Below are 24061 nucleotides of genomic sequence, written 5' to 3'. Positions count from 1 at the left end.
GAGCCAGACCATGAAAATCTTAAGAGTTGTTCTGATGTCCGGTCTGATATTCCTGGGGGGATGCGTCGGTATGGTCACCTCACCGGAAGGTCTGGAAGGAGCACCGGCAACCCTGGCCCCTCGATCCGGTACCTATGTCGACCTGACCAGCCTGCCGCGTCCCGCCGCACCGATCTATACCGCCGTCTATGACTTCAGAGATCAAACCGGCCAGTACCGCCCCCAGCCTGCCAGCACGTTTTCCACGGCGGTTACCCAGGGCGGAGCCGCCATGCTGAGTTCTGCCCTGGCTGACTCCGGCTGGTTCATACCGCTCGAGCGGGTCGGGCTACAAAACCTTCTCACGGAACGGCGCATCATCCGTGCCAATCTGGAACGCAACGGCCGCGAGCAGGAGCTGGGGTCCCTCAATGCCGCCCGCATCCTGATGGAAGGAGGCATCATTGCTTACGATTCCAATATGAAGACGGGGGGAGTGGGTGCCGAATACTTCGGAATTGGCTCATCGGGGCAGTATCAGGTGGACCAGGTCACCGTGAACCTGCGCGCCGTGGACATCGCTACTGGAGAAGTCCTCGGTAATGTCACTACCAGCAAGACAGTCTATTCGTATGAAGTTCGCGCGGGCGTTTATCGTTTTGTCAGTTTCCGTCGTCTCCTGGAAGCAGAGGCAGGCTATACGCACAATGAGCCTGTACAGATGGCAGTCATGTCTGCCATCGAGTCTGCTGTGATACACCTCGTTACTCAGGGGGTGGACAGGAATTTATGGAATTTGGCCGATCCTGGCGATAGCAATCATCCCGTTCTCATGGCCTACCGTGATGCATCATCGCCCATGTTGTAAATAGACATGCTCTCTCAAGGCGCCGATTCGGCGCCTTTTTTATCGTGTAGCATGGTATTTCTCATCATCGTCAATGATCTTATTAATGTAAAAATCCTCGCCGATCACTTTATTTTTAATACTCAAATTAACCTTTATTCATTATGGCAAGGCGCTTCATGAACGACGACTATGTAACTTAAAGTAAATCGAAGCAGGCACGTTGCCATGAAAACATACGGAATTGTTACACTTTTGATAGGGGCAGCGCTACTAACCCATTCCGCCATCGCTGCAGACCTCATCGAAGGTTCTGAATTAGAACTCGAACTGACAAAGGCACTACCGCAGCAGGTTGCCTCGATACATCAAGAAGGTTACGGCAACGACGCCACGATTCTCCAACAAGGCAGCCACAACAATGCTCTCGTTGCTCAATATGGCATCGACAATCATGCCGTTGTCAGCCAGATAGGACAAGGCCATGAGGCAAGAGTGATACAGAGTGGAGCCCAGCTGGAGGCCTCGATAATGCAGGAAGGATATGGGCATGACGCCAGCATTGTGCAGGCTGGCTACGGCAAGGAAGCGGCCATCATCCAGCACGGTAGTTACGGCAGCGCAGGAATTCATCAACTCGGTAATGGTCAAGGAAGTCCGATTACAGTTACCCAATTTTCGCGTGGAAGGGCAGCGGTCCAGGTCTACCAATATTAAGGCTTGGGTTTCGTGCCTGCTGCTTTCTAAGAAATTAAGTATGCGTAAAAATCACTGAAGATGGTACGCGGAAACGGCAGGTCTCTGTCGTTTCCTTTAATCCACCCTGGCGAGCAAAAAAGCTGAACCAGGGCTTCATGAAGGGGAACCAAAATGAAACTTAAAATGACAGTCATGGCAGCCGCTATCGCCGTCTCTAGCACAGCCTTGGCGAACGAAAACGAGTCGAACATCGCCCAGACGGGATTCGGCAACGACGTAAGTGTAACGCAACTTACACAGGGTTGGGGCAACAACAACTCTGATGTCACCCAAGTTGGCGTCAACAACGGTGCAACCGTTCTTCAGCAAGGATGGCGTGGCCGCAACGTATCGGACATCGACCAAGAAGGCATGGGAAACAATGCCGATGCGTTACAGCACGGTACGAAAAACAGCTTTGATTTGACCCAATCGGGGATGTTCAATAACTCCGACAGTCAGCAACTCGGAACTGGGAATGCCCTTCGAGTCGAGCAGGAAGGCGTAAAGAACAATGCTACCACTTATCAGAGCGGCTGGAGAAACTATGCCGACATCAGTCAAAGTGGAAGCTTCAACAACTCTGACGTGGATCAAGAAGGTTATTTGAACGTCGCGCAGGTAAACCAGGACGGCACCAAGCTCTCCTCCGATATCACTCAATCGGGCGATTACAATTTTGCCGACGTTGATCAAAGCGGCAGTTTCAATGATTCTTCAATTGACCAGAACGGCACTCAGAACAAGGCAGAAGTGCTCCAAAGCGGACTGAAAAACACCTCTGACATCCACCAGGATGGTAAACTGAATATCGCGATGGTGGATCAGAGTGGAGTCAATAATGACGCTTCCATCGTTCAGGATGGTCGTTATCACCAGTCAGAAGTTACCCAGAGCGGCTACAACGATGTAGCATACTCCTCTCAGTCTGGGTATGAACATTACTCTTCCATCACCCAGTCGGCGTTGCCGGGGTTCTTTGGTGGCCTGGCAAGCTTGGCCAGCAACAGTGCAACCCATGTACAAATGGGCGTCAACAACGCTGCCATTACCACTCAAGTGGGCGGCGGCAACACGGCTCACGTCTATCAACACTAATAACATTTGGGCACATGTTATTCGGAAAGCGGTGCTCGAAAAGCCTCAAGTTAAAATGAGTTAATATATAAGGGGGACGGTGGCTCTGCTACATTCCCCCTTCTCTTTGTAATGGCGGCAGGAGCCGGCCTCAGGCTTGAGAAGGGAGTGAATGGCATGTGCAAGACTATTAATGTCCTTTGGACTGGTGGGTGGGATTCCACTTTTCGAGTGTTATTTTCCACTCTGGTTGATAAAAATGAAGTAAAACCTCATTACATTATTGATTTAAACAGAAAATCCAGCCTTCATGAACTCAAGGCAATATCTGAGATAAGAAATGAATTTAAGAAGAATAACAGAGATGCCGCCGCAAGAATAGGAGCTCTTAACATAACTTTAATTACCGAAATCGAGCCAATAGAAGAAATAACAACCTCTTATCTAAAACTAAAGGAAAAATCTCACCTTGGCAAACAATATGATTGGCTTTCAAGGTATGCCAGGTCGAAAAAAATTAATGACCTCGAGCTTAGCGTTCATGTCGACGATAAAGCTTATCTTTTTTTACAAGGAAATGTAGAAAAAGGAACCTGTGGCCGCTGGAAGTTGAGAGGTAATGCCGAAGGAGACATAAAGATCTTTTCGTGCTTTTCCTTTCCTCTCTTGGAATTATCAAAAGCTGAAATGCGAGAGCAGGCCAAGAACCTTGGCTTCAGGGAGGAATTAGAGAAGTCATGGTTTTGCTTCAACCCCAAAGCCGATAAACCATGTGGTATATGCAACCCTTGCATTTACACAATAGAAGAGGGTATGGGATATCGCCTTCCCAGCGATGCAATTTTGAGATATAGAACAAGGCATGTGAGGAAAGCAATCAGTTCGCCAGTCAGAGTATCCAGAAACTTTATCGCCAGCATGGCGAAAGGCTGGCTATAGTATGAGACGAGGTTCGGCAGCCTGAGGTCGACCCATGCCTCGCATGCCCTTAGCCACCTCTATCGAACTTGCAGGCTAAGCTGGCTATGTTCTCCGCTTGAGCTTGAGCGACTGACATTCCCGCCCTTGCGAACCTCTACCGTCAGGCCTCCCTCGGAGCTCGTCTGGCGCACGCTGGCTTCCAACGCCTCTCCGTAATAGCGATGCTCGCTAGGGACGCTTTCCTCCAGCTCATGGGTAGTGGTTTCCCCATTGAGATGGATTTTTAGCGTCGCCACGAAACGTGTGCCTGGCTCACCATGGAAGAGGATTTCAATCAGGTTGTCGGAATTCCCATTCTCCGGCATTACAACCTTGGACATGGCATTGTCTCCCGCTGCGAACACGTTCATCCCGAACAGGACAATCATCAGGAGGGTAAGCGATCTTGTCATGCTAGCCTCAGCTGTAGTTCAGCCTGATACGTTTGTCGACGAGCGCCGCCAGCGTATCGCCTGCATTTTCGGCAGTGGTGTCGAGTCGCAGCAGATGCTGCCGCTCCTCGTCGCTGAAGTCCTCGAAAGTGGCTTGCTGGCGCTGCAGCACTGCGAGACTGGTCGCAGGATTGGCGCCCTGTCGCCGGGCGCGCTTGGCGATGCGGGCCTTCAGGGTTTCGTCGTCAGCCTCGAAACTGACGATCAATACCGGCAGGCCTCTTGCCTCGCCCTGCTGACGAAGACAGCCACGCTGCTCCCGGGTCAGGCAGGTCGCATCGACACAGGTGGGAATACCGGCGTTGAGCAGAATACCGGCGAGACTCGCCAGGCGTTGATAGGTACGTGTGGTAGCTTCGGCAGAAAAGATATCCACAGGCGGTTCCCGACCCACCGCCTGTGGAGCGATTCCATAGAGTCGCCGTCGCTCGGCATCCGAGCAGAGCCGTACCGCCCCCAGTCGTTCAACCATCTCGGCCATGAACCGACTCTTCCCGCTGCCCGAGACACCGACCCCGAGGATCAGGGGCGGAAAGCGGAACTGGGAGACCCATTCGGCCAAGGCCAGATAGCGACGCACCTCCGTCATGATCTCGGCCAGATGAAACGACCGGGAATGCTCCGCCTCTCGCCGCTGCAGTGCCCTGCGCGCACCCGCCAGCGCTCGACACACTCCGTAGACCGATAGCAGCCGGGCCAGGGCGTAGTCGCCGGAGAGGCGTAGGTAGCGATCCAAGGCATAATGCGCCAGCCGCGTCTCGTCGCGTATGTACAACCCCACTAGTAGCGATACCAGATCGAAGCCGGGATCCAGGCAGCGCCTGGCCAGCGAATCCGTGGGGTCGAGATCCAGCGCATTGGTCATGATCAACCGCTGATGATCGCACAGCGACATGACGCGACGTCCCACCACCCAGCTCGGCTGCGGCTCCTCGCGTTCGAGAAATTGCGGCTCGAGGCGCACCAGCTCCTGCGCCAGCCACTCCCTCAGTCCAGCGAGCCGGGCCGCATCCTCCTCTCCGACAAGATGTCGCTCGAGCGTGCCCAGTTCCTCCTCGATCAGAGCTCGGGTCGCCGCGAGGCAACTGGTCGACGACACGTAGGGCAGGTCGCCGACAAGCGAACGATGAGATTCCACCAGCGAATCGACCAGCTCATCCAAGCTGAGCGCAGTGGATGCTGCCGGGGAACAGCTCGCCGATGTAGCCTCCATGTTCACTCCTCCTCGTGGCGTTCCTGCCTCGTCAGGGCTGGCGCAGCTGGGCAAAGGCCCTCTCGGCGGCGTCCAGCGTCAGTTGAATGTCTTCCGGCGTATGCGCACTGGACATGAAGCCCGCCTCATACGCCGAGGGTGCCAAATAGACTCCCTCGTCCAGCATCGCGGCGAAGAAGCGCCGAAAAGCCTCGGCGTCGCAGGCCGTCGCCTGGGCGAAGTTGTCGACCCGCGACTGCGCGGTGAAGAACAACCCGAACATGCCGCCCACCCCTTGGGTGATCATGTCGATACCGGCCGCATCGGCACGCTCCTGCAGTCCATGACACAGCGTATCGACACGCTGCGCCAGCGCATCGTGGAAGCCGGGCTCGCGCAGCTTGGTCAGCAGTGCGATGCCGGCGGCCATGGCCAGCGGATTGCCGGAGAGCGTACCGGCCTGGTAGACCGGCCCCAGCGGCGAAATTCGCTCCATGATGTCGCGCTTGCCGCCGAACGCTCCCACCGGCATACCGCCGCCGACGATCTTGCCCAGACAGGTCAGGTCGGGCTCGATGCCGAAGTGCGCCTGGGCGCCACCCATGGCGACGCGAAAGCCGGTCATTACCTCATCGAAGATCAGCACACTGCCGTACTCGGTGCAAACCCGACGCAGGGTTTCGAGAAATCCGGGCAAGGGCGGAATGCAATTCATGTTGCCGGCTACCGGCTCGACAATGATGCAGGCGATCTCGCTGCCGATCTCCTCGAAGCACGCATCGACGGCGTCGAGATCGTTGTAGGACAGGGTTATGGTGTGTTCGGCCAACGATGCCGGCACCCCCGGCGAACTGGGTTCGCCATGGGTCAGGGCACCGGAACCGGCCTTGACCAGCAGCGAGTCGGAGTGGCCATGGTAGTTGCCCTCGAACTTGACGATCTTGTCGCGTCCGGTGAAGCCTCGCGCCAGTCGGATGGCCGACATGGTGGCTTCGGTACCCGAATTGACCATGCGCACCAGGTCGATCGACGGGATCATTTCGCAGATCAGATCGGCCATGGTGGTCTCGATGGCCGTCGGCGTGCCGAAGGAGAGCCCATTGTCGAGCCGTTCACGCACGGCGCCCAGCACGTCCGGGTCGGCGTGACCGGTGATCATCGGCCCCCAGGAGCCGACATAGTCGACATAGCGATTGCCCTCCACGTCGTAGAGGTAGGCGCCCTGGGCCCGCTCGATGAACACCGGGGGGCGATGCAGCCCCTTGAAGGCGCGCACCGGAGAGTTGACCCCACCGGGAATGTGACGACAAGCCTGTTCGAAGAGCGTGGCGGATGTGGTCATGTGAGCCTCTTTGAAGTCACGAAGTGTTGAAGACGGGCTGTGGATAGTTTTCTGGATAACCTTGGCATGCCCGGTGAAATAGCGGTGATCTTCGCCCATGTCGGGCGTATTCGACTGGTGCGTTCCGGCATTGTGCCCGCTCGCCGCTTCCAAGCCTGCCAGCCGACGAGGCAGCGCTTGCCCGACGGAAGGCTGCCAGGCTCGTGCCAGAGCGCGCCAAGCGAAGGCCTGGGCCCGCTCGCAAGCCTCATGCAGCGACTCGCCGAGCGCCAGGCGAGCCGCCAACGCCGCTGCCAGGGTACAGCCGGACCCATGGTATCGCCCCGCCAGCCGCGGCCAGCGCCAGGCGAAGCGTCCTTCGGCACAGTAGAGCACCTGCTGCACTTCGCCGGCCGGCACGTCCGCCTCGGGATCGTCGGTTCCGGTCACCAGTACGGCGTCGCAGCCCGACGTCAGCAGCCGCTCGGCGCGCGCCCTATCGTCCTGACCGGCGCCATCCGTGAACCGCTCCAGCTCCAGACGATTGGGGGTCAGAACATCCACCAGCGGCAGCAGTCGAGTACGGAACGCCTCGACCAGCTCGGTTGTGGATAACTCTGCGCCACCGCCCGCCTTGAGCACCGGATCGACGACCACCGGGACGCCGGGACGGTCACGCACGATGGCCACCACGGCGTCGAGTGTGTCGCTGCTGGCCACCAGCCCCACCTTGATCGCCGCGATCGGTGTCGATGACAGGGCAGCTGCCATGTCGCGGATCAGATCGGCATCGACGGGGACGACGCGGTGAACGTCGCAACAATCCTGCACCGTGAGCGCCGTCGGTATCGTCATGGCCCAGCCGCCGCAGGCGGCGATCGCTTCGCTGTCGGCCACGAGTCCCGCCCCACCGGTGGGGTCGTGTCCTGCCAGCACCAGCACCACCGGCGGATTCGGTTCCTGTCTCTCGTTGCGCATGTCAGAACGGCTTCAGCACGACCAGAATGACGATACCCAGCAGTGCCAACACCGGTAGCTCGTTGAACGCGCGGAAAAACTTATGGCTGCGATGACAGCGCCCCGCGGCGAACTGCTTGAGATAAACCAAGCAGACATGATGGTAGATCACCAGCAGCAGCACCAGCGCCAGCTTGACATGCATCCAGCCCATGCCGAGCCATCCGGGATTGAGGTAGAGCATCCACAGGCCCAGCGCGATCACCGCGATCATCGAGGGGGTCATGATGCCGCGATAGAGCTTGCGCTCCATGACGCCGAAGGTCTCGATGAGCTGCCGTTCGCCCTTGTCGCGTGCCATGGCATGGTAGACGTAGAGCCTTGGCAGGTAGAACAGCGCGGCGAACCAGGTCACCACGGCCACGATATGCAGAGCCTTGATCCAGAGGTACATGCGTTCTCCCAAGACGGATGAAGCCGGCGACCACGCCGGGAGCATGGCAACGATGCCCTGCGCGGGCAATCCGCATCATTCCATGTCACCGCTGCCCTACCGAAGCGAATAGTAACGCTCGATGGCCTCGCGGGTGATGATACCCGAAATCCGCTGATGCTTCGGTCGCCGCCCGTGTTCCACGTAGAGCGCATCGACCGACTGGTCGTTGAGTCGCTCGAACGCTTCCGACAGGGTGGCCTGTAGATGGATCGGTGCCATTTCCAGGCGTTGCCCCGGCACCTCGAGCAGGTCGATCAGCGCATCTTCGGTCTCGGCTTCCTCGGCAATCTGTTCGTCCATCAGCGCCCGTGCCAGATCGGCAGCCTTGAGCGCCAGGGTCGGCTTGTCGCCGGTTGAGCGCAGAATCAGGATCCATTGCGGCTTGGCATCGAGCAGCACTCGCGCCTGCTCGCGGGTCACCATGCGCGGGGTGGTCGCCAGGCTGCGCTCCATCACGGCCGGTACCGAGATGCGCGAGAGCGCCTGCATCAGCGGCTGCTGCAACGGATGCAGGCCGTGGCGGGTAACGCTGATGAAGAAACCGTCGCAGCGACACAGCTGACGCGCCGTGAGGCCGGACACCACCACCGCCAGCATCCCCGGCAGGATGATGTGGGGATTCTGGGTCAGCTCCAGCAGCGCCATCAGCGCCGCCAGCGGCGCCTGCAGCACGGCTCCCATCATCGCCGCCATGCCGAGCATGGCATAGAAGCCCGGCTCGGCGGCAAAACCAGGTGTAAGCCAGGCGCCGGTCAGCCCCGCCAGCGCACCGGCGGCGGCCCCTACCACCAGCATCGGCCCGATGATGCCGATGGGAATGCCGCTGGCCACCGTCAGTGCCGTCAGCAGCAGCTTGGCCACTACCAATGCCAGCAGTACGTCCAGCGTCACGCTGCCTGCCAGGGAGGCGGCCAGGCTGTCGTAGCCGATCCCCTGCACGTCGGGATACCACCACGCCACCGTGGCCGTGGCGACCCCCACCATCGCCAGCCTGATCGCGACCGGCAGCGCGGCGATGCGCTCGCTTCTCGCCACACGGATGAAGAGCCCCGCCAGCAGCCCGATGAACAGCGCCGAGACGACGATCCAGGGCAGGTTCATCAGCGAGCCGAGACTGACGCTGAGCACCTCGAAGGCCGGCTCGGAGCCGAATACCAGCATGGCGACCAGCGCGCCCACGGTGGAGGCCAGGATCACCGGCATGAAACCGGCGATGGTGTACTCCATCATCACCACTTCCATGGCGAAGATGACGCCCGCAATGGGAGTATTGAACGACGCCGAGATACCCGCCGCCGTACCGCAGGCCACCAGCACCCGCAGGCTGTTGTGCGGCAAGCGCAACCACTGGCCGAGTCCGCTGGCGGCTGCGGCACCGAGATGGATCGCCGGCCCCTCGCGTCCGGCCGACAGTCCGCCCAGCACCGACGCCACGCCGACCCACCACTGGTTGAGCCAGTTGCGCATCGGGAAACGTCCCTGGTGATGGGTAAGGCGTTCGATGACGTGCCCCACGCCGAGCTTGCGCGCCGCCGCAGGCTGACGCCACAGGAAAACCCCGATGAGGACCACCGCGAGCAGCGGCAGAGCCGTGCGCAGCAGTGGCGACAGCGCCTCGAAAGCTTCGGGATCGTTACCGGGCATGAGGATGAAGCCACCCAGTTCCAGCAGCAGACGGAAACCGACCATCACGGCACCGGTCAACAGGCCCGAGACGACCCCAAGGACGCACAGCTGCGGCAGAGCGTCGACGCTCGCCAGCTTGCGACGAAAACTTTCCAGGTTGAAGGCGGGAAACGAGAGGCGCAACACGGCAACGTTCCTGTACGGACATGTCTCGAGCGGCTGGGTGGCCACCCCCTCTCTTGTGTATCATATCCAGACAGGGCGGTCCCGTGAGCGATCGCTTCGCCAGGCAATCATTCGAGGAGTCCCGTTGTGATCAAGGTCGGAATCGTCGGCGGCACCGGTTATACCGGCGTCGAACTGCTCAGGCTGCTGGCCCAGCACCCCGCGGTCCAGGTCGAGGCCATCACCTCGCGCTCCGAGGCCGGCGTACGCGTCAGCGATATGTATCCCAACCTGCGCGGTCATTACGATACGCTTGCCTTCAGCGAGCCGGATGCCCGCCGCCTGGGCGCTTGCGATGCGGTATTCTTCGCCACTCCCCATGGCGTCGCTCACGCGCTGGCCGGCGAGCTGCTCGCCCAGGGCACCCGGGTGATCGATCTCTCCGCCGACTTCCGGCTACGCGATGCCGGCGAGTGGGCCACGTGGTACGGCCAATCCCACGGTGCCCCCGAGCTTCTCGAGCGTGCCGTCTACGGCCTGCCCGAGCTGCACCGCGAAGCGATACGCGAAGCGCGTCTGATCGCCGTGCCCGGCTGCTATCCGACGGCGGTTCAACTGGGCCTGCTGCCGCTGCTCGAGGCGGGGCTGATCGATGCCGATCACATCATCGCCGACTGCAAGTCGGGAGTGACCGGTGCCGGGCGCGGCGCCAAGGTTGCCTCGCTGCTGGCCGAGGCGAGCGAATCGATGAAGGCCTATGGCGCCGCCGGCCACCGCCACCTGCCGGAGATCCGCCAGGGCCTAGCCGATGCCGCCGGCGGACCGGTCGGATTGACCTTCGTCCCTCACCTGACCCCGATGATTCGCGGTATCCATGCCACGCTCTACGGGCGCCTGACAGGCGAGCCGGGCGACTTGCAGACACTGTTCGAACAGCGCTTTGCCGACGAGCCTTTCGTCGACGTGATGCCCGCCGGCAGCCATCCGGAAACTCGCAGCGTCAAGGGTGCCAACGTCTGCCGCCTGGCGGTGCACCGCCCCGGTAACGGCGACACCGTGGTCGTGCTGTCGGTGATCGACAACCTGGTCAAGGGCGCTTCGGGACAAGCCATACAGAACCTCAACCTGATGTTCGGCTTCGACGAGAACGCGGGTCTCGCCGCGCCGGCCCTGCTGCCATGAGAGCCAGGCACACTACTCCGGCAAATAGTTGACCCTTTTGCTGGGGAATGCGGATAATCGTCCGTTACCATTCATCAAGCTCAGGGGAGGATGCCCATGAGCGGTGCAGAATCTTTCGTGCCTACTCCCATGTTGCTCTCCCATGCCGCCAGGAAGCGGCTGCGAGCGCTCATCGAGGAACAAGGCAACCCCGGTCTCAAGCTTCGCGTCTATGTGACGGGCGGCGGCTGTTCGGGTTTCCAATACGGTTTCGACTTCGCCGATACGGTCGGCGAGGACGATACGCTCATCGATTTCGGCGATGTCGCGCTGGTGGTCGACGAACTTTCCTACCAGTACCTGGTTGGCTCCACCGTGGATTACGAGGAGGGGCTGGCCGGTGCCCGCTTCCTGGTACAGAACCCCAACGCCACCACGACCTGCGGCTGCGGCGCCTCCTTCATGGTGTAACCCCTTGACTTGACGCTTCCCCGTGAACTCGCCATGGTTGAAAGGCTAACGCCACAACAATTCACCATGGGGAAACGTATGAAACGACAAGTGAAGACGGCCACCCTGGTCTCCGCCATTGCCTTCGGGTTCGGTCTCTCCGGCATGGTCACCGCCAACGAAACGCTCGACGTGGTCACCGACCCGAGCTTCGTCCCCTTCGAGATGATGGACCAGGAATCCGGCGAGATGGTCGGCTTCGACATGGACATCCTTGCCGAGGTGGCCGAGCGGGCAGGTTTCGAATACGAAATCGAGACGATGGATTTCAATGGCATCATTCCCGCGGTACAGACCGGCAATGTGGATATCGCCATCGCCGGCATCACCATCACCGACGAGCGTGCCGAGATCGTCGACTTTTCCGACCCCTACTACGACAGCGGCCTGAGGATTCTGGTACGCGCCGATGAGGAAGGCGTCGAGGAGATCGACGACCTCAAGGGCAAGAAGATCGGCACCAAGGTCGGTTCCACCAGCTATGACTTCCTCGAGGAGAATCTCGGCGACGAAGCCGACATCACTCCCTACCCGGGCAGCAGCGACATGTACATGGCCCTGCTCGGCGGCAGCGTCGATGCGGTCTTCTACGATGCGCCCAACGTCGGCTACTTCTCCCAGACCCGCGGCGAAGGCCGGGTCAAGGTGGTCGGCCCGCTCTACGAAGGCCAGCAGTACGGCATCGTGTTCGTCAAGGGCAGCGAGTGGGTCGAACCCACCAACGAGGCCCTGGCCGAGATGCGCGAGGACGGCACTTACGACGAGATCCACGAGAAGTGGTTCGGCAGCGCCAGCGACGAGTGATGCCCCGAGCATCCTGATCGCGGGGTCGGGTCATGGACCCGACCCCGCTGCGTTGTCACCCCCATCTTCCCCGAGACGCATCCTGACGGGAGAACCCACGTGGACGTCACCTTCCAATTCGACTGGGAGGCCGCTTTCGCCTCCATTCCCTTCCTGCTGAAGGGGATACCCTATACCTTGCTGATCTCCTTCGGTGGCCTGGCCATCGGCTTTCTCATCGGCATTCTCTTCGGCCTGCTGCGCATCAGCCCCATCGCCTGGCTGCGAATTCCGGCCGTGGCCTACATCGAGATCTTCCGCGGCACGCCGGTGCTGGTGCAGGTACTGTTCATCTTCTACGGCCTGCCGCAACTTCTCGGCGGGCCCATCAACGCGCTGGTGGCGGGTATCGCGGCGATCGCGGTGAATTCCGGCGCCTATATTTCCGAGATCGTGCGCGGTGGCGTCCAGTCGATCGACCGCGGCCAGCGCGAGGCCAGTCTGTCGCTGGGCCTTTCGCGAACCCAGGCGTTCCGCTACATCATCTGGCCCCAGGCGTTTCGCCGCATGATCCCATCGCTCGGTAACCAGGGCATTATCAGCATCAAGGACACCTCGCTGTTTTCGGTGATCGGCGTGGGCGAGCTGGTGCGCCAGGGGCAGGTCTACATCGCCACCACCTTCAACGCCCTGGAAGTCTACCTGATGGTCGCCCTCCTCTACTTGGCGATAACGCTGAGCCTGTCTTTCGCATTGCGCCTGCTCGAGCGCAAGGGCCTGGTCGGACAATAAGGAGCGCGACATGACCCAAGACAACTCCCCTTCCAGCGCCGAACCCATCGTGCACATGGCGAAGGTCAACAAGTACTTCGGCGACCTGCACGTGCTCAAGGACATCGACCTCGCGATCCAACCCGGCGAAGTGGTCGTGGTGATCGGCGCCAGCGGTTCCGGCAAATCCACCTTGATTCGCTGCATCAACGGCCTCGAGGAGTTCCAGCATGGGCACATCGAGGTCGACGGCAACGAGCTGCTGCCCAACGGCAAGAGCAACCGGGCACTGCAGCGGATCCGCACCGAAGTCGGCATGGTGTTTCAGCAGTTCAATCTCTTTCCCCACCTCAGCGTACTCGACAACGTGTCGCTGGCGCCGATGAAAGTGCGCGGCTGGAGCCGCGCCGACGCGGTCGAGACCGCCGAACGTCTGCTCGAGCGGGTCGGTATCGCCGATCAGGCAAGCAAATACCCCAGCCAGCTCTCGGGCGGCCAGCAGCAGCGCGTCGCTCTGGCGCGGGCACTCGCCATGGAGCCACGCCTGATGCTGTTCGACGAGCCCACCTCGGCGCTCGACCCGGAGATGATCGGCGAGGTCCTCGACGCCATGCGCGAGCTGGCACGAGAGGGCATGACCATGGTCGTGGTCACACACGAGATGGGCTTCGCCCGCGAGGTCGCCGATCGGGTGGTCTTTATTCACAAGGGCGAAATCGTCGAGCAGGCGGCTCCCGACATCCTCTTCGATTCACCACAGCACGAGCGTACCCAGAACTTCCTGTCGCGGGTGCTCAAGCACTGATAACTCTATTCGCAAGCGCTTGCGGAAATTGCCGTGCAGGCCCTGTCGCGATCGACAGGGCCTTTTTTATGCCTGTTCATGCCTGTGGATATCTTTTCACGCTTATTGCCCTGTTTTGCTCTCGCAGCCGCACGGTTGCGCCATTGCCGACTGCAACATCCGGTTGTTCACAGTTGCGGTGACAACCCCGGTAGCCGGCGGTGGAAAAAGCGTGTAGCGTCTCGCCTGTGGGCAACCGCTCCATTCATCCACAGGCTCGACACCGTTCACCCTCAGGGCGTCAGCCGCTTTCCCCCGCAGCCGTCAACAATGCATCCTAATGTTGCATAAGTGATTTTTAAGGTTATCCACCGTTTTTGTCCACACCAGTAGTTACAACCACAACAGAACTTCTCTCTTTTAATCATTCTGTTTTGTTTAGTCTGGTGAGATTGAAAGCTCGCCGGCGAACCGAATGTGGAAAACCCCTGACGCTTACCCACAGGCGGTTTATACTGCCAGGCTGTTTTTCACCCCCTATGGAAATATCCGCGCGCAAGCGCAACGAGGTGTAACTTGGAGTATCCCGACCGCTTTGACGTCATCGTCATCGGCGGCGGCCATGCGGGTACCGAAGCCGCTCTGGCCTCCGCCCGCATGGGCTGTCAGACCCTGTTGTTGACCCACAACATCGAGACTCTCGGCCAGATGTCCTGCAACCCCGCCATCGGCGGGATCGGCAAGAGCCATCTGGTCAAGGAGATCGATGCGTTGGGCGGCGCCATGGGGCTGGCCACCGATCTCGGCGGTATTCAGTTCCGTGTGCTCAACGCCCGCAAGGGGCCGGCGGTACGCGCCACCCGCGCTCAGGCCGACCGCGTACGCTACAAGGCGGCCATACGCGGTATGCTGGAAAGCCAGCCCAATCTGACGCTGTTCCAGCAGGCTGCGGGCGACCTGATCGTCGACGGCGACACGGTCCGCGGCGTGGTAACCGAAGCCGGCATTCGCTTGCGTGCCGAAACGGTGGTGCTGTGCACCGGCACCTTCCTCGGTGGAGTGATTCATATCGGTCTTGAGCAGAGTCGCGGCGGCCGCGCCGGCGACCCGCCCTCGAACGCTCTGGCGACCCGCCTGCGCGCGCTGCCGTTTCGGGTCGACCGGCTCAAGACCGGCACCCCGCCGCGGCTGGATGCCAAGAGCGTCGATTTCTCGGTGCTCGAGGAGCAGCCCGGCGACACGCCGACGCCGGTGATGTCCTATCTGGGCCGGCGCGACATGCATCCGCGCCAGGTGAGCTGCCACATTGCCCACACCAACGAGCGCACCCACGAGATCATTTTCGCCAACCTCGACCGCTCGCCCATGTACTCCGGCGTGATCGGAGGCGTCGGGCCGCGTTACTGCCCGTCGATCGAGGACAAGGTGCACCGTTTCGCCGACAAGGCGAGCCATCAGGTGTTCGTCGAACCGGAAGGACTCGATACCCACGAGCTCTACCCCAACGGCATCTCCACCTCGCTGCCCTTCGACGTGCAGCTCCAGGTGGTGCGCTCGATCAAGGGGCTGGAAAACGCCCATATCACCCGGCCCGGCTACGCCATCGAGTACGATTTCTTCGACCCACGCGACCTGAAGCACTCGCTGGAGACCAAATTTATCCACAATCTGTTCTTCGCCGGGCAAATCAACGGCACCACCGGCTACGAGGAAGCCGGTGCCCAGGGATTGCTGGCAGGGCTCAACGCGGCGCGGCGCGCACGCGGTCTCGAGGCCTGGTGGCCGCGGCGCGACGAGGCCTATCTCGGAGTGTTGGTCGACGATCTGATCACCTTGGGCACGAAGGAGCCCTACCGCATGTTCACCTCTCGCGCCGAGTACCGGCTGCTACTGCGCGAGGACAACGCCGACCTGCGCCTGACCGAAGCCGGTCGAGATCTGGGTCTGATCGACGATACTCGCTGGGCTGCGTTCAGCCAAAAGCGCGAGGCGATCGAGCGTGAGAGCGCACGGCTCAGGTCCGGCTGGGTCCAGCCCGGCAGTGCCGCCGCCGCCGCCGTCGAGGCGAAGACCGGCAAGCCGCTTACCCGCGAATACAGCCTGCTCGACCTGCTCAAGCGCCCCGAGCTCGGCTACGCTGACGTCGCCGGGCTCGTCGGTGAGCCGGTGGGCGACGAGACGGTGGCCGAACAGGTGCAGATCCAGGCCAAGTATCAGGGTTACATCGACCGGCAGCAGGACGAGATCGACAAGCTCAAGCGTCACGAGGCGACACCGCTGCCGGCCGACCTCGACTATGCCCGAGTCGAGGGGCTTTCCCACGAGATCCGCCAGAAGCTCGCCGAGGCGCGCCCGCAGACCCTGGCCCAGGCTGCCCGCATCTCCGGCGTGACTCCGGCGGCGGTATCTATCCTATTGATTCACCTCAAGAAGCGTCGCCTGCTCGACGAACACCGGGTGGCCAACGGATGAGCGATGCCTTGACCCCGCAGGTGGCGACGCGGCTCGATGCGGGCCTGGCCGAACTGGATATCGTCGTGGACGTCGACCAGCGCGAGCGTCTGCTACGACTGGTCGGGCTGTTGCACAAGTGGAATCGCGCCTATAACCTCACCGCGATACGCTCGCCCGAGGAAATGGTGGCCCGTCACCTGCTCGACAGCGCGGCCGTGCTGCCCTTCGTGAGCCGCGCGCCGCTGCTCGACGTGGGCGCCGGCCCGGGGCTCCCGGGTCTGGTGCTGGCGATTCTCGAGCCCGCGCTTGGGGTCACGCTGCTCGACAGCAACGGCAAGAAAGTTCGCTTCCAGCGCCAGGCGGTGATGGAGCTCGGGCTGGACAACGTCACGCCGGTACAGGCTCGCGTCGAGGCCTTCGACGCACCCCCGGGCGGTTTCGCCCAGGTGATCTCCCGTGCCTTCGCCAGCCTCGCGGACTTCACGAGCCTGACCGAACACCTGGTAGCGATCGACGGTCGCTGGCTCGCCATGAAGGGACCGGCCGTCGACGATGAGCTGGCCGATCTGGACCCGGGGATGACGATTCGTGAACGCCATGCGCTGACGGTCCCGTTCACGGCAGGCGAGCGTGCGTTGTTGATCATCGAGCGAACCGATTCCAATCCAGGCCGCCACTGAGCGCCGTCGATGCAGGGGAAATCGTCCGTGACCCAGATTATCGCCTTGACCAACCAGAAGGGCGGCGTGGGCAAGACCACCACCGCCGTCAACCTGGCCGCTAGCCTGGCGGCGCTGGATCGACGCGTGCTGCTGGTCGATCTGGATCCCCAGGGGCATGCCACCATGGGCAGCGGCATCGACAAGCACTCGCTCGACGGCAGCGTGCTTGACCTGCTGCTGGGCGAGAAGCGTGCCACCGAGGTGATGCTCGACTGTCCCACCGCGGGGTATACCCTGCTGCCCGGCAACGGCGATCTCACCGCCGCAGAGGTCGAACTGCTCGACCGTGCCGAAGGGCGTGAACGCAGCCTGACCGAGGCCTTGGCCAGCGTCGCGGGTGAGTACGACGTGGTGCTGATCGACTGTCCACCGTCGCTGAACATGCTCACCGTCAACGCCTTGACCGCCGCCAACGGTGTATTGATACCGCTGCAGTGCGAGTTCTACGCCCTCGAAGGGCTCTCGGCACTGCTCGATACCGTGGAACAGATCAAGGATAGCGTGAACCCCGACCTGGCAATCTATGGCATCCTGCGCACCATGTTCGACGGTCGCAACAGCTTGACCCGGGACGTCAGCAAGCAGCTGCGCGACTACTTCGGCGAAACGCTGCTGAAGACCACCATTCCGCGCAACGTCCGGGTGGCCGAGGCGCCGAGCCATGGTTTGCCGGTGACCAAGTACGCTCGCTTCTCGCGGGGCAGTCAGGCCCACCGGGTGCTGGCCAAAGAACTGATTCGTCGTCTGTCGCTCTAGGTGACCGGCACGTTCTGCCCGTGTGATACGCTCGTTGTGATGAGGGAATGCTGATGACGCGAAAACGCGCCCTGGGCCGTGGCCTGGATGCCCTGATCGGTGCCGGCGCCCGCCGCCGCGAGAACCTCGAGCTGCCCGAGGTGGAAATCCCCCCTGCCGAGGACGGCGAAACCGCCGTCGCTCCCGCCGCCGCCGAGGAGCGGCTCGAGCGCCTGCCGCTGGGCCAGCTCTGCCGCGGCAAGTATCAGCCGCGCCGCGATATCCAGCCGGAAGCGCTGGAGGAACTGGCCGACTCGATCCGAGCCCAGGGTGTGATGCAGCCCATTGTGGTGCGGCCCATCGGCGAGTCGCGCTACGAGATCGTTGCCGGCGAGCGCCGCTGGCGTGCCGCCCAGCTCGCCGAACTCGACACCATCCCGGCGGTAATACGCGAGGTCAGCGACGAGGTCGCCCTGGCGCTGGCGTTGATCGAGAACATCCAGCGCGAGAACCTCAACCCGGTGGAGGAGGCGATGGCGCTCAAGCGGCTGCTCGAGGAGTTCGAGCTCACCCAGCAGCAGGTCGCCGACGCCGTGGGGAAGTCGCGCGCTCAGGTCGCCAATCTGCTGCGCCTGCTCGCGCTCGACCCCGAGGTACAGACACTGCTCGAGCGCGGCGATCTGGACATGGGCCATGCCCGAGCCCTGCTCGCCCTGTCGGGTGCCAAGCAGCGCCGCGCGGCCCACGAAGTGGTCAACAAGGACCTCACCGTGCGCGATACCGAGGCGTTGGTGAAGCGCCTGACTCAGGGGGAGCCGAAACCGGCCGCAACGGCGCCGAGCCCTGACGTTGCGAGACTCGAGACGCGGCTCGGCGAGCTGCTCGGCGCTCCGGTCAGGATTCAGCACGGTCGTGGCGGCAAAGGGCGCTTGACAATTCGCTACTCGAGCCTGGACGAGCTGGATGGCATCCTCGAACACATTCGCTAGTCGCCGAGCAATGTCGACAATGGGTTCCATCTTTGGTCGCAAAGCCGCGCCATTCGCCGTCAAAAGCGCCTTGTCTGGTTGAACAGGCTGGGGTGCTTCCCTATAATCCGCCGTTGTTTGCCTGAGCGATAGGCTCGGACTGGCCGGCGCTCGATCCCTGCCTGGCAGGGCAGGAATGTCGACAGATGCAGAGACACGCTGCCGAAAGACGCGGTCGCCTCGACGTCGTCCGATTGCTCCGCCTGCAAGGCGTCGTAACGCTGGTACTGACGGGCATCGGCGCACTGGTTTCGGGGAGTGGAGGCGCTCTGTCGGCGCTGCTGGGAGGGTTGGCCGGTCTGATTCCCTCCCTCTACTTCGCTTGGCGTATCGGCTCGGTTCGTGGAGGAAAGCGGGCTAGACGCTTTGTCTTGACTCTGTACCGAGCCGAGGCAGGAAAGTTCGGTTTGACGGTGGCGCTGTTGGCCATGGTGTTCGTGGCAGCGCCCCCCTCAAACCCAATTTTCTTCTTCGTCGCATACGTGGCGGTCCTGTTCACGCATTGGCTCGCGCCCTGGTTCAAGCGTGGAAGACCGGCTCCTGAATCGAGGTAATGACAGCATGGCAGCAGGTAACGAAGTTACGGCAGCGTCCTATATACAGCATCACCTCCAGAACCTGACCTTCGGTCGTCATCCCGAGAACGGCTGGTCGATCGCTCATTCTGCCGAAGAGGCCCGCGAAATGGGCTTCTGGGCCATCCATCTCGATACCATGGGTTGGTCCATCGCCATGGGCCTGCTGTTCATCTGGCTGTTCCGCAAGGCCGGCAAGATCGCCACCACCGGCGTGCCCGGCGGGCTGCAGAACGCCGTCGAGATGGTCATCGAGTTCATTGAGAGCCTGGTGCGCTCCGCTTTCCACGGCAGGAACCCCATCATCGCGCCGCTGGCGCTGACGCTGTTCGTGTGGATCCTGCTGATGAACACGTTGAAGATCATCCCGGTCGACTACCTACCGGAGCTCTTCGCGCGCCTCGGCGTCGAGTACATGAAAATCGTGCCCACTACCGACGTCAACGCCACTCTGGGCATGGCGCTGGGCGTCTTCATCCTGATTCTCTACTACAGCTTCAAGGTCAAGGGGGTCGGCGGTTTCGCCCGCGAACTCTCGCTGACGCCGTTCAACGTCTGGCTGCTGGTTCCTTTCAATCTGGTTCTCGAAATCGTGGGCCTGGTCGTCAAGCCCTTCAGTCTGGCGATGCGACTGTTCGGCAACATGTTCGCCGGTGAGGTCATCTTCATTCTGATCGCCCTGCTGCCGTTCTGGGCCATCTGGCTGCTCGACGTGCCGTGGGCCATCTTCCACATCCTGGTTATTACCCTCCAGGCCTTCATCTTCACCATGCTCACCGTGGTCTATCTCAGCGCCGCGCACGAGCATCACTGAAACGAGCAACTTGCAGTTCCCCTAACCCTTAACGCTTGAAAGTCAACTCGAAAACTAGGAGCACATCATGGATTACATCTACCTCGCCGCCTCTCTCATGATCGGTCTGGGCGCTCTGGGTACCGGCATCGGCTTCGCCCTGCTGGGCGGTAAGCTGCTGGAGTCCACCGCTCGCCAGCCCGAGCTGGGCGACCAGCTGCAGACCAAGACCTTCCTGATGGCCGGTCTGCTCGACGCCGTGCCGATGATCGGCGTGGGTATCGCGATGTACCTGATCTTCGTCGTCGCCGGTTAACGAAGCTGCCGAGCGCTGAAGCGCTCGGTTTGCTCGTTTCCGGTCGCCACGAACCTGTCAGAGGTACATACCCGTGAATATCAACATGACGCTTATCGGACAAACGATCGCCTTCGCGATTTTTGTCTGGTTCTGTATCAAGTATGTGTGGCCGCCGATCAGCACCGCGCTTCACGAGCGCCAGAAGAGGATCGCCGAAGGTCTCGATGCGGCCAGCCGGGCGTCACGTGACCTCGAGCTCGCCCAGGAGCAGGCGTCCCAGACGCTGCGCGAGAGCAAGGAGCAGGCTTCGCAGATTCTTGAGCAGGCCAACAAGCGCTCGGCGCAGATCGTCGAGGAAGCCCGCGAGCAGGCTCGCGCCGAGGGCGAGCGTCTGATCGCCGGCGCGCGTGCCGAAATCGATCAGGAAATCCAGCGTGCCAAGGACGAGCTGCGAGCCCAGGTGTCCAGCCTCGCCGTGGCCGGTGCCGAACGCGTCCTGGAAGCCTCCGTCGACGAGAAGGCGCATCGCAAGCTGCTCGACCAGCTTGCCGCCGAACTGTGAGGAGGTGACCCATGGCGGAACTGTCTACCGTCGCGCGACCCTATGCTAGAGCGGCGTTCGAGCACGCACGCGAACACCAGGCGCTGGACGACTGGTCCGAATGGCTCGACAAAATGGGTCAGGCCGTTGCCGTACGTGACGTGCAGAAGCTTCTGTCCAGCCCGCGTTTCTCACCCGAGCGCAAGGTGGCCATGCTCATTGAGCTCACCGAGGTCAAGCTCGACGACTCGGCGAAGGCTTTCCTCGACATGTTGGGCGAGAAAGGTCGACTGACGGCGCTTCCCGCGATCGCGGAGCGGTTCGCGTACCTGCGCGCCGAGCATGACCAGCGCATCGAGGTCACCGTCGTCTCGGCCTACGAGCTCGATGACAATCAGCAGAACAAGCTCGCCGGCGCGCTCAAGAAGCGGCTGAATCGCGAAATCTCCATTATCACTCAGGTGGATCCGAAGCTTATCGGGGGCGTCATCCTGCGTGCCGGCGATACCGTCATCGACGGATCGGTGCGCGGTCGATTGAACCGGCTCTCCGAAGCTCTTACCGCCTGAGTCTGAGGGACATGGCATGCAGCAACTGAATCCTTCCGAGATCAGCGACATCATCAAGCAGCGTATCGAAAAGCTGGATGTCGCATCCGAAGCTCGTAACCAGGGCACCATCGTCAGCGTATCCGACGGCATCGTGCGTATTCACGGCCTCGAAGACGCGATGTTCGGTGAAATGATCGAATTTCCCGGCAGCATTTTCGGCATGGTGCTCAACCTCGAGCGCGACTCCGTGGGTGCGGTGGTGCTGGGCGACTTCCTCCAGCTCGAAGAGGGCATGACCGCCAGCTGTACCGGTCGTATCCTCGAGGTGCCGGTGGGTCCCGAGCTGATCGGCCGCGTGGTCGATGCGCTGGGCAACCCCATCGACGCCAAGGGCGAGATCGGCGCCAAGCTGACCGATGCGGTGGAAAAGGTCGCCCCGGGCGTCATCACCCGTCAGTCGGTGGACCAGCCGATCCAGACCGGCCTCAAGGCGATCGACGCCATGGTGCCGATCGGCCGCGGCCAGCGCGAGCTGATCATCGGCGACCGCCAGATCGGCAAGTCGGCGATCGCGATCGACGCGATCATCAACCAGAAGGGGAAGGGCGTCACCTGTATCTATGTGGCCATTGGTCAGAAGCAGTCGACCATCGCCAACGTGGTGCGCAAGCTCGAGGAGCACGGCGCGATGGAGCACACCATCGTCGTCGCCGCCGGTGCCGCCGACCCGGCCCCGATGCAGTTCCTGGCTCCCTACGCTGGCTGCACCATGGGCGAATATTTCCGCGACCGCGGCCAGGACGCCCTGATCGTCTATGACGATCTCACCAAGCAGGCCTGGGCCTACCGTCAGGTGTCGCTGCTGCTGCGCCGCCCGCCGGGTCGCGAAGCCTACCCGGGTGACGTCTTTTATCTCCACTCGCGTCTGCTCGAACGTGCCGCTCGCGTCAATACCGATTACGTCGAGAAGTTCACCAACGGCGAAGTCAAGGGCAAGACTGGCTCGCTGACGGCATTGCCGCTGATCGAGACCCAGGGCGGCGACGTATCGGCATTCGTTCCGACCAACGTGATCTCGATCACCGACGGCCAGATCTTCCTCGAGACCGACCAGTTCAACGCGGGTATCCGTCCGGCCATCAACGCCGGTCTGTCGGTATCGCGCGTGGGCGGTTCGGCCCAGACCAAGATCATCAAGAAGCTTGGCGGCGGCGTGCGCCTGGCACTTGCCCAGTACCGCGAGCTGGCGGCCTTCTCCCAGTTCGCCTCCGACCTGGACGAAGCCACCCGCAAGCAGCTCGAGCACGGTCAGCGCGTCACCGAGCTGATGAAGCAGAAGCAATACTCGCCGCTCTCCGTGGCCGAAATGAGCCTCTCGCTCTACGCGGCCAACGAAGGGTTCCTGGATGACGTCGAGGTAAGCAAGGTGCTGGACTTCGAACGTGCCCTGCACGACTACATGAAGTCCGAGCATGTCGAGCTGCTCGACAAGATCAACCAGACCGGCGACTACAACGACGAGATCCAGCAAGGGCTGAAGCAGGGTCTCGAGCAGTTCAAGGCCACTCAGAGCTGGTAAATGCCGCCGGCCCGCCCGCCAGGGCGGGCCATGGACATCTTCTGAGGGCCACGAACGAGGTAGATCGCTATGGCAGCTGCAAAAGAGATACGCACCCAGATCGGGAGCATCAAGAATACGCAGAAGATCACCAGCGCCATGGAAATGGTCGCTGCGTCGAAGATGCGTAAAGCGCAAGATCTGATGAAGGCCAGCCAGCCTTATGCCCGGCAGATCCGCAACGTGGCCAGCCACCTTGCCGACGCCAATCCCGAGTACAAACACGACTATCTGGTCGAGCGCGACGAGGTGAAGCGGGTCGGTTACATCGTGGTTTCCACCGACCGCGGCCTGTGCGGCGGCCTGAACGTCAACCTGTTCAAGGCCGTAGTCAGGAGTGCTGTGGAGTGGCGCAAGGCGGGCGCGGAGCTCGACTTCTGTGCCCTGGGCAGCAAGGCCGGCGGCTTCTTCCGCAACTACGGCGGTAACCTGGTCGCGGCCAAGAGCGGCCTGGGCGAAGCGCCTGAAATGGAGGACCTGATCGGTAGCGTCAAGGTGATGCTCGATGCCTACGACGAGGGGGAGTTGGATCGCCTCTTCGTGGTGTACAACGAGTTCGTCAACACCATGACGCAAAGGCCGGTGGTTCGACAGTTGCTGCCGCTGGATCCCGACATGGGAGCCGATGCGGATGACGAGGACAACAAGCGTCCCGGTAGCTGGGACTACCTGTATGAGCCGGATGCCAAGGCGCTGTTGGATAGCCTGCTGGTTCGTTTCATCGAATCCCAGGTGTATCAGGCGGTGGTCGAGAACGGGGCCTGCGAACAGGCGGCCCGGATGATCGCCATGAAGAACGCCACCGACAACGCCGGCGGACTGATCGACGATCTGGAGATGGTGTACAACAAGGCCCGTCAGGCCGCCATCACCCAGGAGATTTCCGAGATCGTTGGCGGCGCCGCTGCCGTATAGCGCCTCGGGAGC

The 24061-nt window shown here is 61.5% G+C and carries 25 protein-coding genes and 1 pseudogene; 20 read left to right on the top strand and 6 right to left on the bottom strand.

Annotation, left to right across the window (positions count from 1 at the left end):
* Positions 1-10: 10 nt before the first annotated feature.
* The 4 genes from CYJ07_RS07940 to CYJ07_RS07925 all read left to right on the top strand — a co-directional run bounded on the left by CYJ07_RS07940 (position 11) and on the right by CYJ07_RS07925 (position 3580).
* Positions 11-847 carry a CsgG/HfaB family protein gene (locus tag CYJ07_RS07940; RefSeq protein ID WP_104203142.1) on the top strand — a complete coding sequence of 279 codons (837 nt, stop codon included), beginning with the start codon at positions 11-13 and terminating at the stop codon, positions 845-847.
* Positions 848-1054: 207 nt separating this feature from the next.
* Positions 1055-1543: a hypothetical protein gene (locus CYJ07_RS07935; RefSeq protein WP_104203141.1), complete on the top strand. Its 489-nt coding sequence runs from the start codon at positions 1055-1057 to the stop codon at positions 1541-1543.
* A 153-nt stretch (positions 1544-1696) separates the two neighbouring features.
* A complete protein-coding gene (locus tag CYJ07_RS07930) occupies positions 1697-2662 on the top strand; it encodes a hypothetical protein (RefSeq protein WP_104203140.1) in 966 nt (321 codons plus the stop codon).
* 156 nt (positions 2663-2818) lie between these two features.
* Positions 2819-3580, top strand: coding sequence for a 7-cyano-7-deazaguanine synthase (locus CYJ07_RS07925; RefSeq protein WP_197038289.1), 762 nt, complete (start codon positions 2819-2821; stop codon positions 3578-3580).
* A gap of 59 nt (positions 3581-3639) precedes the next feature.
* Here CYJ07_RS07925 and CYJ07_RS07920 read toward each other — a convergent pair whose 3' ends face one another.
* The 6 genes and pseudogenes from CYJ07_RS07920 to CYJ07_RS07900 form a co-directional block, all read right to left on the bottom strand.
* Positions 3640-4014: a hypothetical protein gene (locus tag CYJ07_RS07920; RefSeq protein ID WP_104203138.1), complete on the bottom strand. Its 375-nt coding sequence runs from the start codon at positions 4012-4014 to the stop codon at positions 3640-3642.
* Positions 4015-4021: 7 nt separating this feature from the next.
* A complete protein-coding gene (locus CYJ07_RS07915; RefSeq protein WP_104203137.1) occupies positions 4022-5266 on the bottom strand; it encodes a P-loop nucleotide/nucleoside kinase family protein in 1245 nt (414 codons plus the stop codon).
* Between the two features lie 31 nt (positions 5267-5297).
* Positions 5298-6587 carry a glutamate-1-semialdehyde 2,1-aminomutase gene (gene hemL, locus CYJ07_RS20440; protein ID WP_197038294.1) on the bottom strand — a complete coding sequence of 430 codons (1290 nt, stop codon included), beginning with the start codon at positions 6585-6587 and terminating at the stop codon, positions 5298-5300.
* Between the two features lie 156 nt (positions 6588-6743).
* Positions 6744-7544, bottom strand: a pseudogene (thiD, locus tag CYJ07_RS20435) (bifunctional hydroxymethylpyrimidine kinase/phosphomethylpyrimidine kinase); the annotation flags it as partial.
* A 1-nt stretch (position 7545) separates the two neighbouring features.
* On the bottom strand, positions 7546-7977 hold the full coding sequence (hemJ, locus tag CYJ07_RS07905) for a protoporphyrinogen oxidase HemJ (protein ID WP_104203135.1): 432 nt from the start codon (positions 7975-7977) through the stop codon (positions 7546-7548).
* A gap of 96 nt (positions 7978-8073) precedes the next feature.
* Positions 8074-9831, bottom strand: coding sequence for a chloride channel protein (locus tag CYJ07_RS07900; protein WP_104203134.1), 1758 nt, complete (start codon positions 9829-9831; stop codon positions 8074-8076).
* A gap of 126 nt (positions 9832-9957) precedes the next feature.
* Here CYJ07_RS07900 and argC point away from each other — a divergent pair, with 126 nt between their 5' ends.
* From argC to atpG, 16 genes are all read left to right on the top strand, one after another.
* Positions 9958-10992: an N-acetyl-gamma-glutamyl-phosphate reductase gene (argC, locus tag CYJ07_RS07895; RefSeq protein WP_104203133.1), complete on the top strand. Its 1035-nt coding sequence runs from the start codon at positions 9958-9960 to the stop codon at positions 10990-10992.
* Positions 10993-11088: 96 nt separating this feature from the next.
* On the top strand, positions 11089-11442 hold the full coding sequence (erpA, locus tag CYJ07_RS07890) for an iron-sulfur cluster insertion protein ErpA (protein ID WP_104203132.1): 354 nt from the start codon (positions 11089-11091) through the stop codon (positions 11440-11442).
* Between the two features lie 78 nt (positions 11443-11520).
* Positions 11521-12285 (top strand): transporter substrate-binding domain-containing protein, encoded by a 765-nt coding sequence (locus CYJ07_RS07885; protein ID WP_104203131.1) that lies wholly within the window; start codon positions 11521-11523, stop codon positions 12283-12285.
* A 99-nt stretch (positions 12286-12384) separates the two neighbouring features.
* Positions 12385-13056, top strand: a complete 672-nt coding sequence (locus CYJ07_RS07880) for an amino acid ABC transporter permease (protein ID WP_104203130.1) — start codon at positions 12385-12387, stop codon at positions 13054-13056.
* A 10-nt stretch (positions 13057-13066) separates the two neighbouring features.
* Positions 13067-13840: an amino acid ABC transporter ATP-binding protein gene (locus CYJ07_RS07875; RefSeq protein WP_104203129.1), complete on the top strand. Its 774-nt coding sequence runs from the start codon at positions 13067-13069 to the stop codon at positions 13838-13840.
* Between the two features lie 555 nt (positions 13841-14395).
* Entirely contained in the window at positions 14396-16291 is a 1896-nt protein-coding gene (gene mnmG, locus CYJ07_RS07870) for a tRNA uridine-5-carboxymethylaminomethyl(34) synthesis enzyme MnmG (RefSeq protein ID WP_104203128.1), read from the top strand.
* Positions 16288-16953, top strand: a complete 666-nt coding sequence (gene rsmG / locus CYJ07_RS07865; protein WP_104203127.1) for a 16S rRNA (guanine(527)-N(7))-methyltransferase RsmG — start codon at positions 16288-16290, stop codon at positions 16951-16953. Before mnmG ends, rsmG begins: the two co-directional genes overlap by 4 nt.
* Positions 16954-16980: 27 nt before the next feature.
* On the top strand, positions 16981-17751 hold the full coding sequence (locus CYJ07_RS07860; RefSeq protein WP_104203126.1) for a ParA family protein: 771 nt from the start codon (positions 16981-16983) through the stop codon (positions 17749-17751).
* A 53-nt stretch (positions 17752-17804) separates the two neighbouring features.
* Positions 17805-18719, top strand: a complete 915-nt coding sequence (locus CYJ07_RS07855; RefSeq protein ID WP_104203125.1) for a ParB/RepB/Spo0J family partition protein — start codon at positions 17805-17807, stop codon at positions 18717-18719.
* Positions 18720-18904: 185 nt separating this feature from the next.
* A complete protein-coding gene (locus CYJ07_RS07850; protein WP_104203124.1) occupies positions 18905-19312 on the top strand; it encodes an ATP synthase subunit I in 408 nt (135 codons plus the stop codon).
* Between the two features lie 7 nt (positions 19313-19319).
* Entirely contained in the window at positions 19320-20147 is an 828-nt protein-coding gene (gene atpB / locus CYJ07_RS07845) for a F0F1 ATP synthase subunit A (protein WP_104203123.1), read from the top strand.
* A gap of 67 nt (positions 20148-20214) precedes the next feature.
* Positions 20215-20442: a F0F1 ATP synthase subunit C gene (gene atpE / locus CYJ07_RS07840; protein WP_104203122.1), complete on the top strand. Its 228-nt coding sequence runs from the start codon at positions 20215-20217 to the stop codon at positions 20440-20442.
* A gap of 73 nt (positions 20443-20515) precedes the next feature.
* On the top strand, positions 20516-20986 hold the full coding sequence (locus tag CYJ07_RS07835) for a F0F1 ATP synthase subunit B (RefSeq protein ID WP_104203121.1): 471 nt from the start codon (positions 20516-20518) through the stop codon (positions 20984-20986).
* A gap of 11 nt (positions 20987-20997) precedes the next feature.
* The gene (locus tag CYJ07_RS07830; protein WP_104203120.1) at positions 20998-21534 is read left to right on the top strand and encodes a F0F1 ATP synthase subunit delta; all 537 of its coding nucleotides are present in this window, start codon (positions 20998-21000) and stop codon (positions 21532-21534) included.
* A gap of 16 nt (positions 21535-21550) precedes the next feature.
* A complete protein-coding gene (atpA, locus tag CYJ07_RS07825; RefSeq protein WP_104203119.1) occupies positions 21551-23095 on the top strand; it encodes a F0F1 ATP synthase subunit alpha in 1545 nt (514 codons plus the stop codon).
* Positions 23096-23164: 69 nt separating this feature from the next.
* Positions 23165-24049 carry a F0F1 ATP synthase subunit gamma gene (gene atpG / locus CYJ07_RS07820; RefSeq protein WP_104203118.1) on the top strand — a complete coding sequence of 295 codons (885 nt, stop codon included), beginning with the start codon at positions 23165-23167 and terminating at the stop codon, positions 24047-24049.
* Positions 24050-24061: the final 12 nt, after the last annotated feature.

Source organism: Billgrantia saliphila (assembly GCF_002930105.1).
Taxonomy (GTDB): Bacteria; Pseudomonadota; Gammaproteobacteria; order Pseudomonadales; family Halomonadaceae; genus Halomonas; species Halomonas saliphila.
The sequence above is the reverse complement of the archived record's forward strand: the minus strand, read 5'-3'. Positions and strand labels throughout refer to the sequence as shown.

Bases quoted from the DNA above. Each gene is read 5' to 3' on its own strand.
- CYJ07_RS07940 (WP_104203142.1), top strand. From the start codon at position 11: ATGAAAATCTTAAGAGTTGTTCTGATGTCCGGTCTGATATTCCTGGGG.
- CYJ07_RS07935 (WP_104203141.1), top strand. From the start codon at position 1,055: ATGAAAACATACGGAATTGTTACACTTTTGATAGGGGCAGCGCTACTA.
- CYJ07_RS07930 (WP_104203140.1), top strand. From the start codon at position 1,697: ATGAAACTTAAAATGACAGTCATGGCAGCCGCTATCGCCGTCTCTAGC.
- CYJ07_RS07925 (WP_197038289.1), top strand. From the start codon at position 2,819: ATGTGCAAGACTATTAATGTCCTTTGGACTGGTGGGTGGGATTCCACT.
- CYJ07_RS07920 (WP_104203138.1), bottom strand. From the start codon at position 4,014: ATGACAAGATCGCTTACCCTCCTGATGATTGTCCTGTTCGGGATGAAC.
- CYJ07_RS07915 (WP_104203137.1), bottom strand. From the start codon at position 5,266: ATGGAGGCTACATCGGCGAGCTGTTCCCCGGCAGCATCCACTGCGCTC.
- hemL (WP_197038294.1), bottom strand. From the start codon at position 6,587: ATGACCACATCCGCCACGCTCTTCGAACAGGCTTGTCGTCACATTCCC.
- hemJ (WP_104203135.1), bottom strand. From the start codon at position 7,977: ATGTACCTCTGGATCAAGGCTCTGCATATCGTGGCCGTGGTGACCTGG.
- erpA (WP_104203132.1), top strand. From the start codon at position 11,089: ATGAGCGGTGCAGAATCTTTCGTGCCTACTCCCATGTTGCTCTCCCAT.
- CYJ07_RS07885 (WP_104203131.1), top strand. From the start codon at position 11,521: ATGAAACGACAAGTGAAGACGGCCACCCTGGTCTCCGCCATTGCCTTC.
- CYJ07_RS07875 (WP_104203129.1), top strand. From the start codon at position 13,067: ATGACCCAAGACAACTCCCCTTCCAGCGCCGAACCCATCGTGCACATG.
- rsmG (WP_104203127.1), top strand. From the start codon at position 16,288: ATGAGCGATGCCTTGACCCCGCAGGTGGCGACGCGGCTCGATGCGGGC.
- CYJ07_RS07855 (WP_104203125.1), top strand. From the start codon at position 17,805: ATGACGCGAAAACGCGCCCTGGGCCGTGGCCTGGATGCCCTGATCGGT.
- CYJ07_RS07850 (WP_104203124.1), top strand. From the start codon at position 18,905: ATGCAGAGACACGCTGCCGAAAGACGCGGTCGCCTCGACGTCGTCCGA.
- atpB (WP_104203123.1), top strand. From the start codon at position 19,320: ATGGCAGCAGGTAACGAAGTTACGGCAGCGTCCTATATACAGCATCAC.
- atpE (WP_104203122.1), top strand. From the start codon at position 20,215: ATGGATTACATCTACCTCGCCGCCTCTCTCATGATCGGTCTGGGCGCT.
- CYJ07_RS07830 (WP_104203120.1), top strand. From the start codon at position 20,998: ATGGCGGAACTGTCTACCGTCGCGCGACCCTATGCTAGAGCGGCGTTC.
- atpA (WP_104203119.1), top strand. From the start codon at position 21,551: ATGCAGCAACTGAATCCTTCCGAGATCAGCGACATCATCAAGCAGCGT.
- atpG (WP_104203118.1), top strand. From the start codon at position 23,165: ATGGCAGCTGCAAAAGAGATACGCACCCAGATCGGGAGCATCAAGAAT.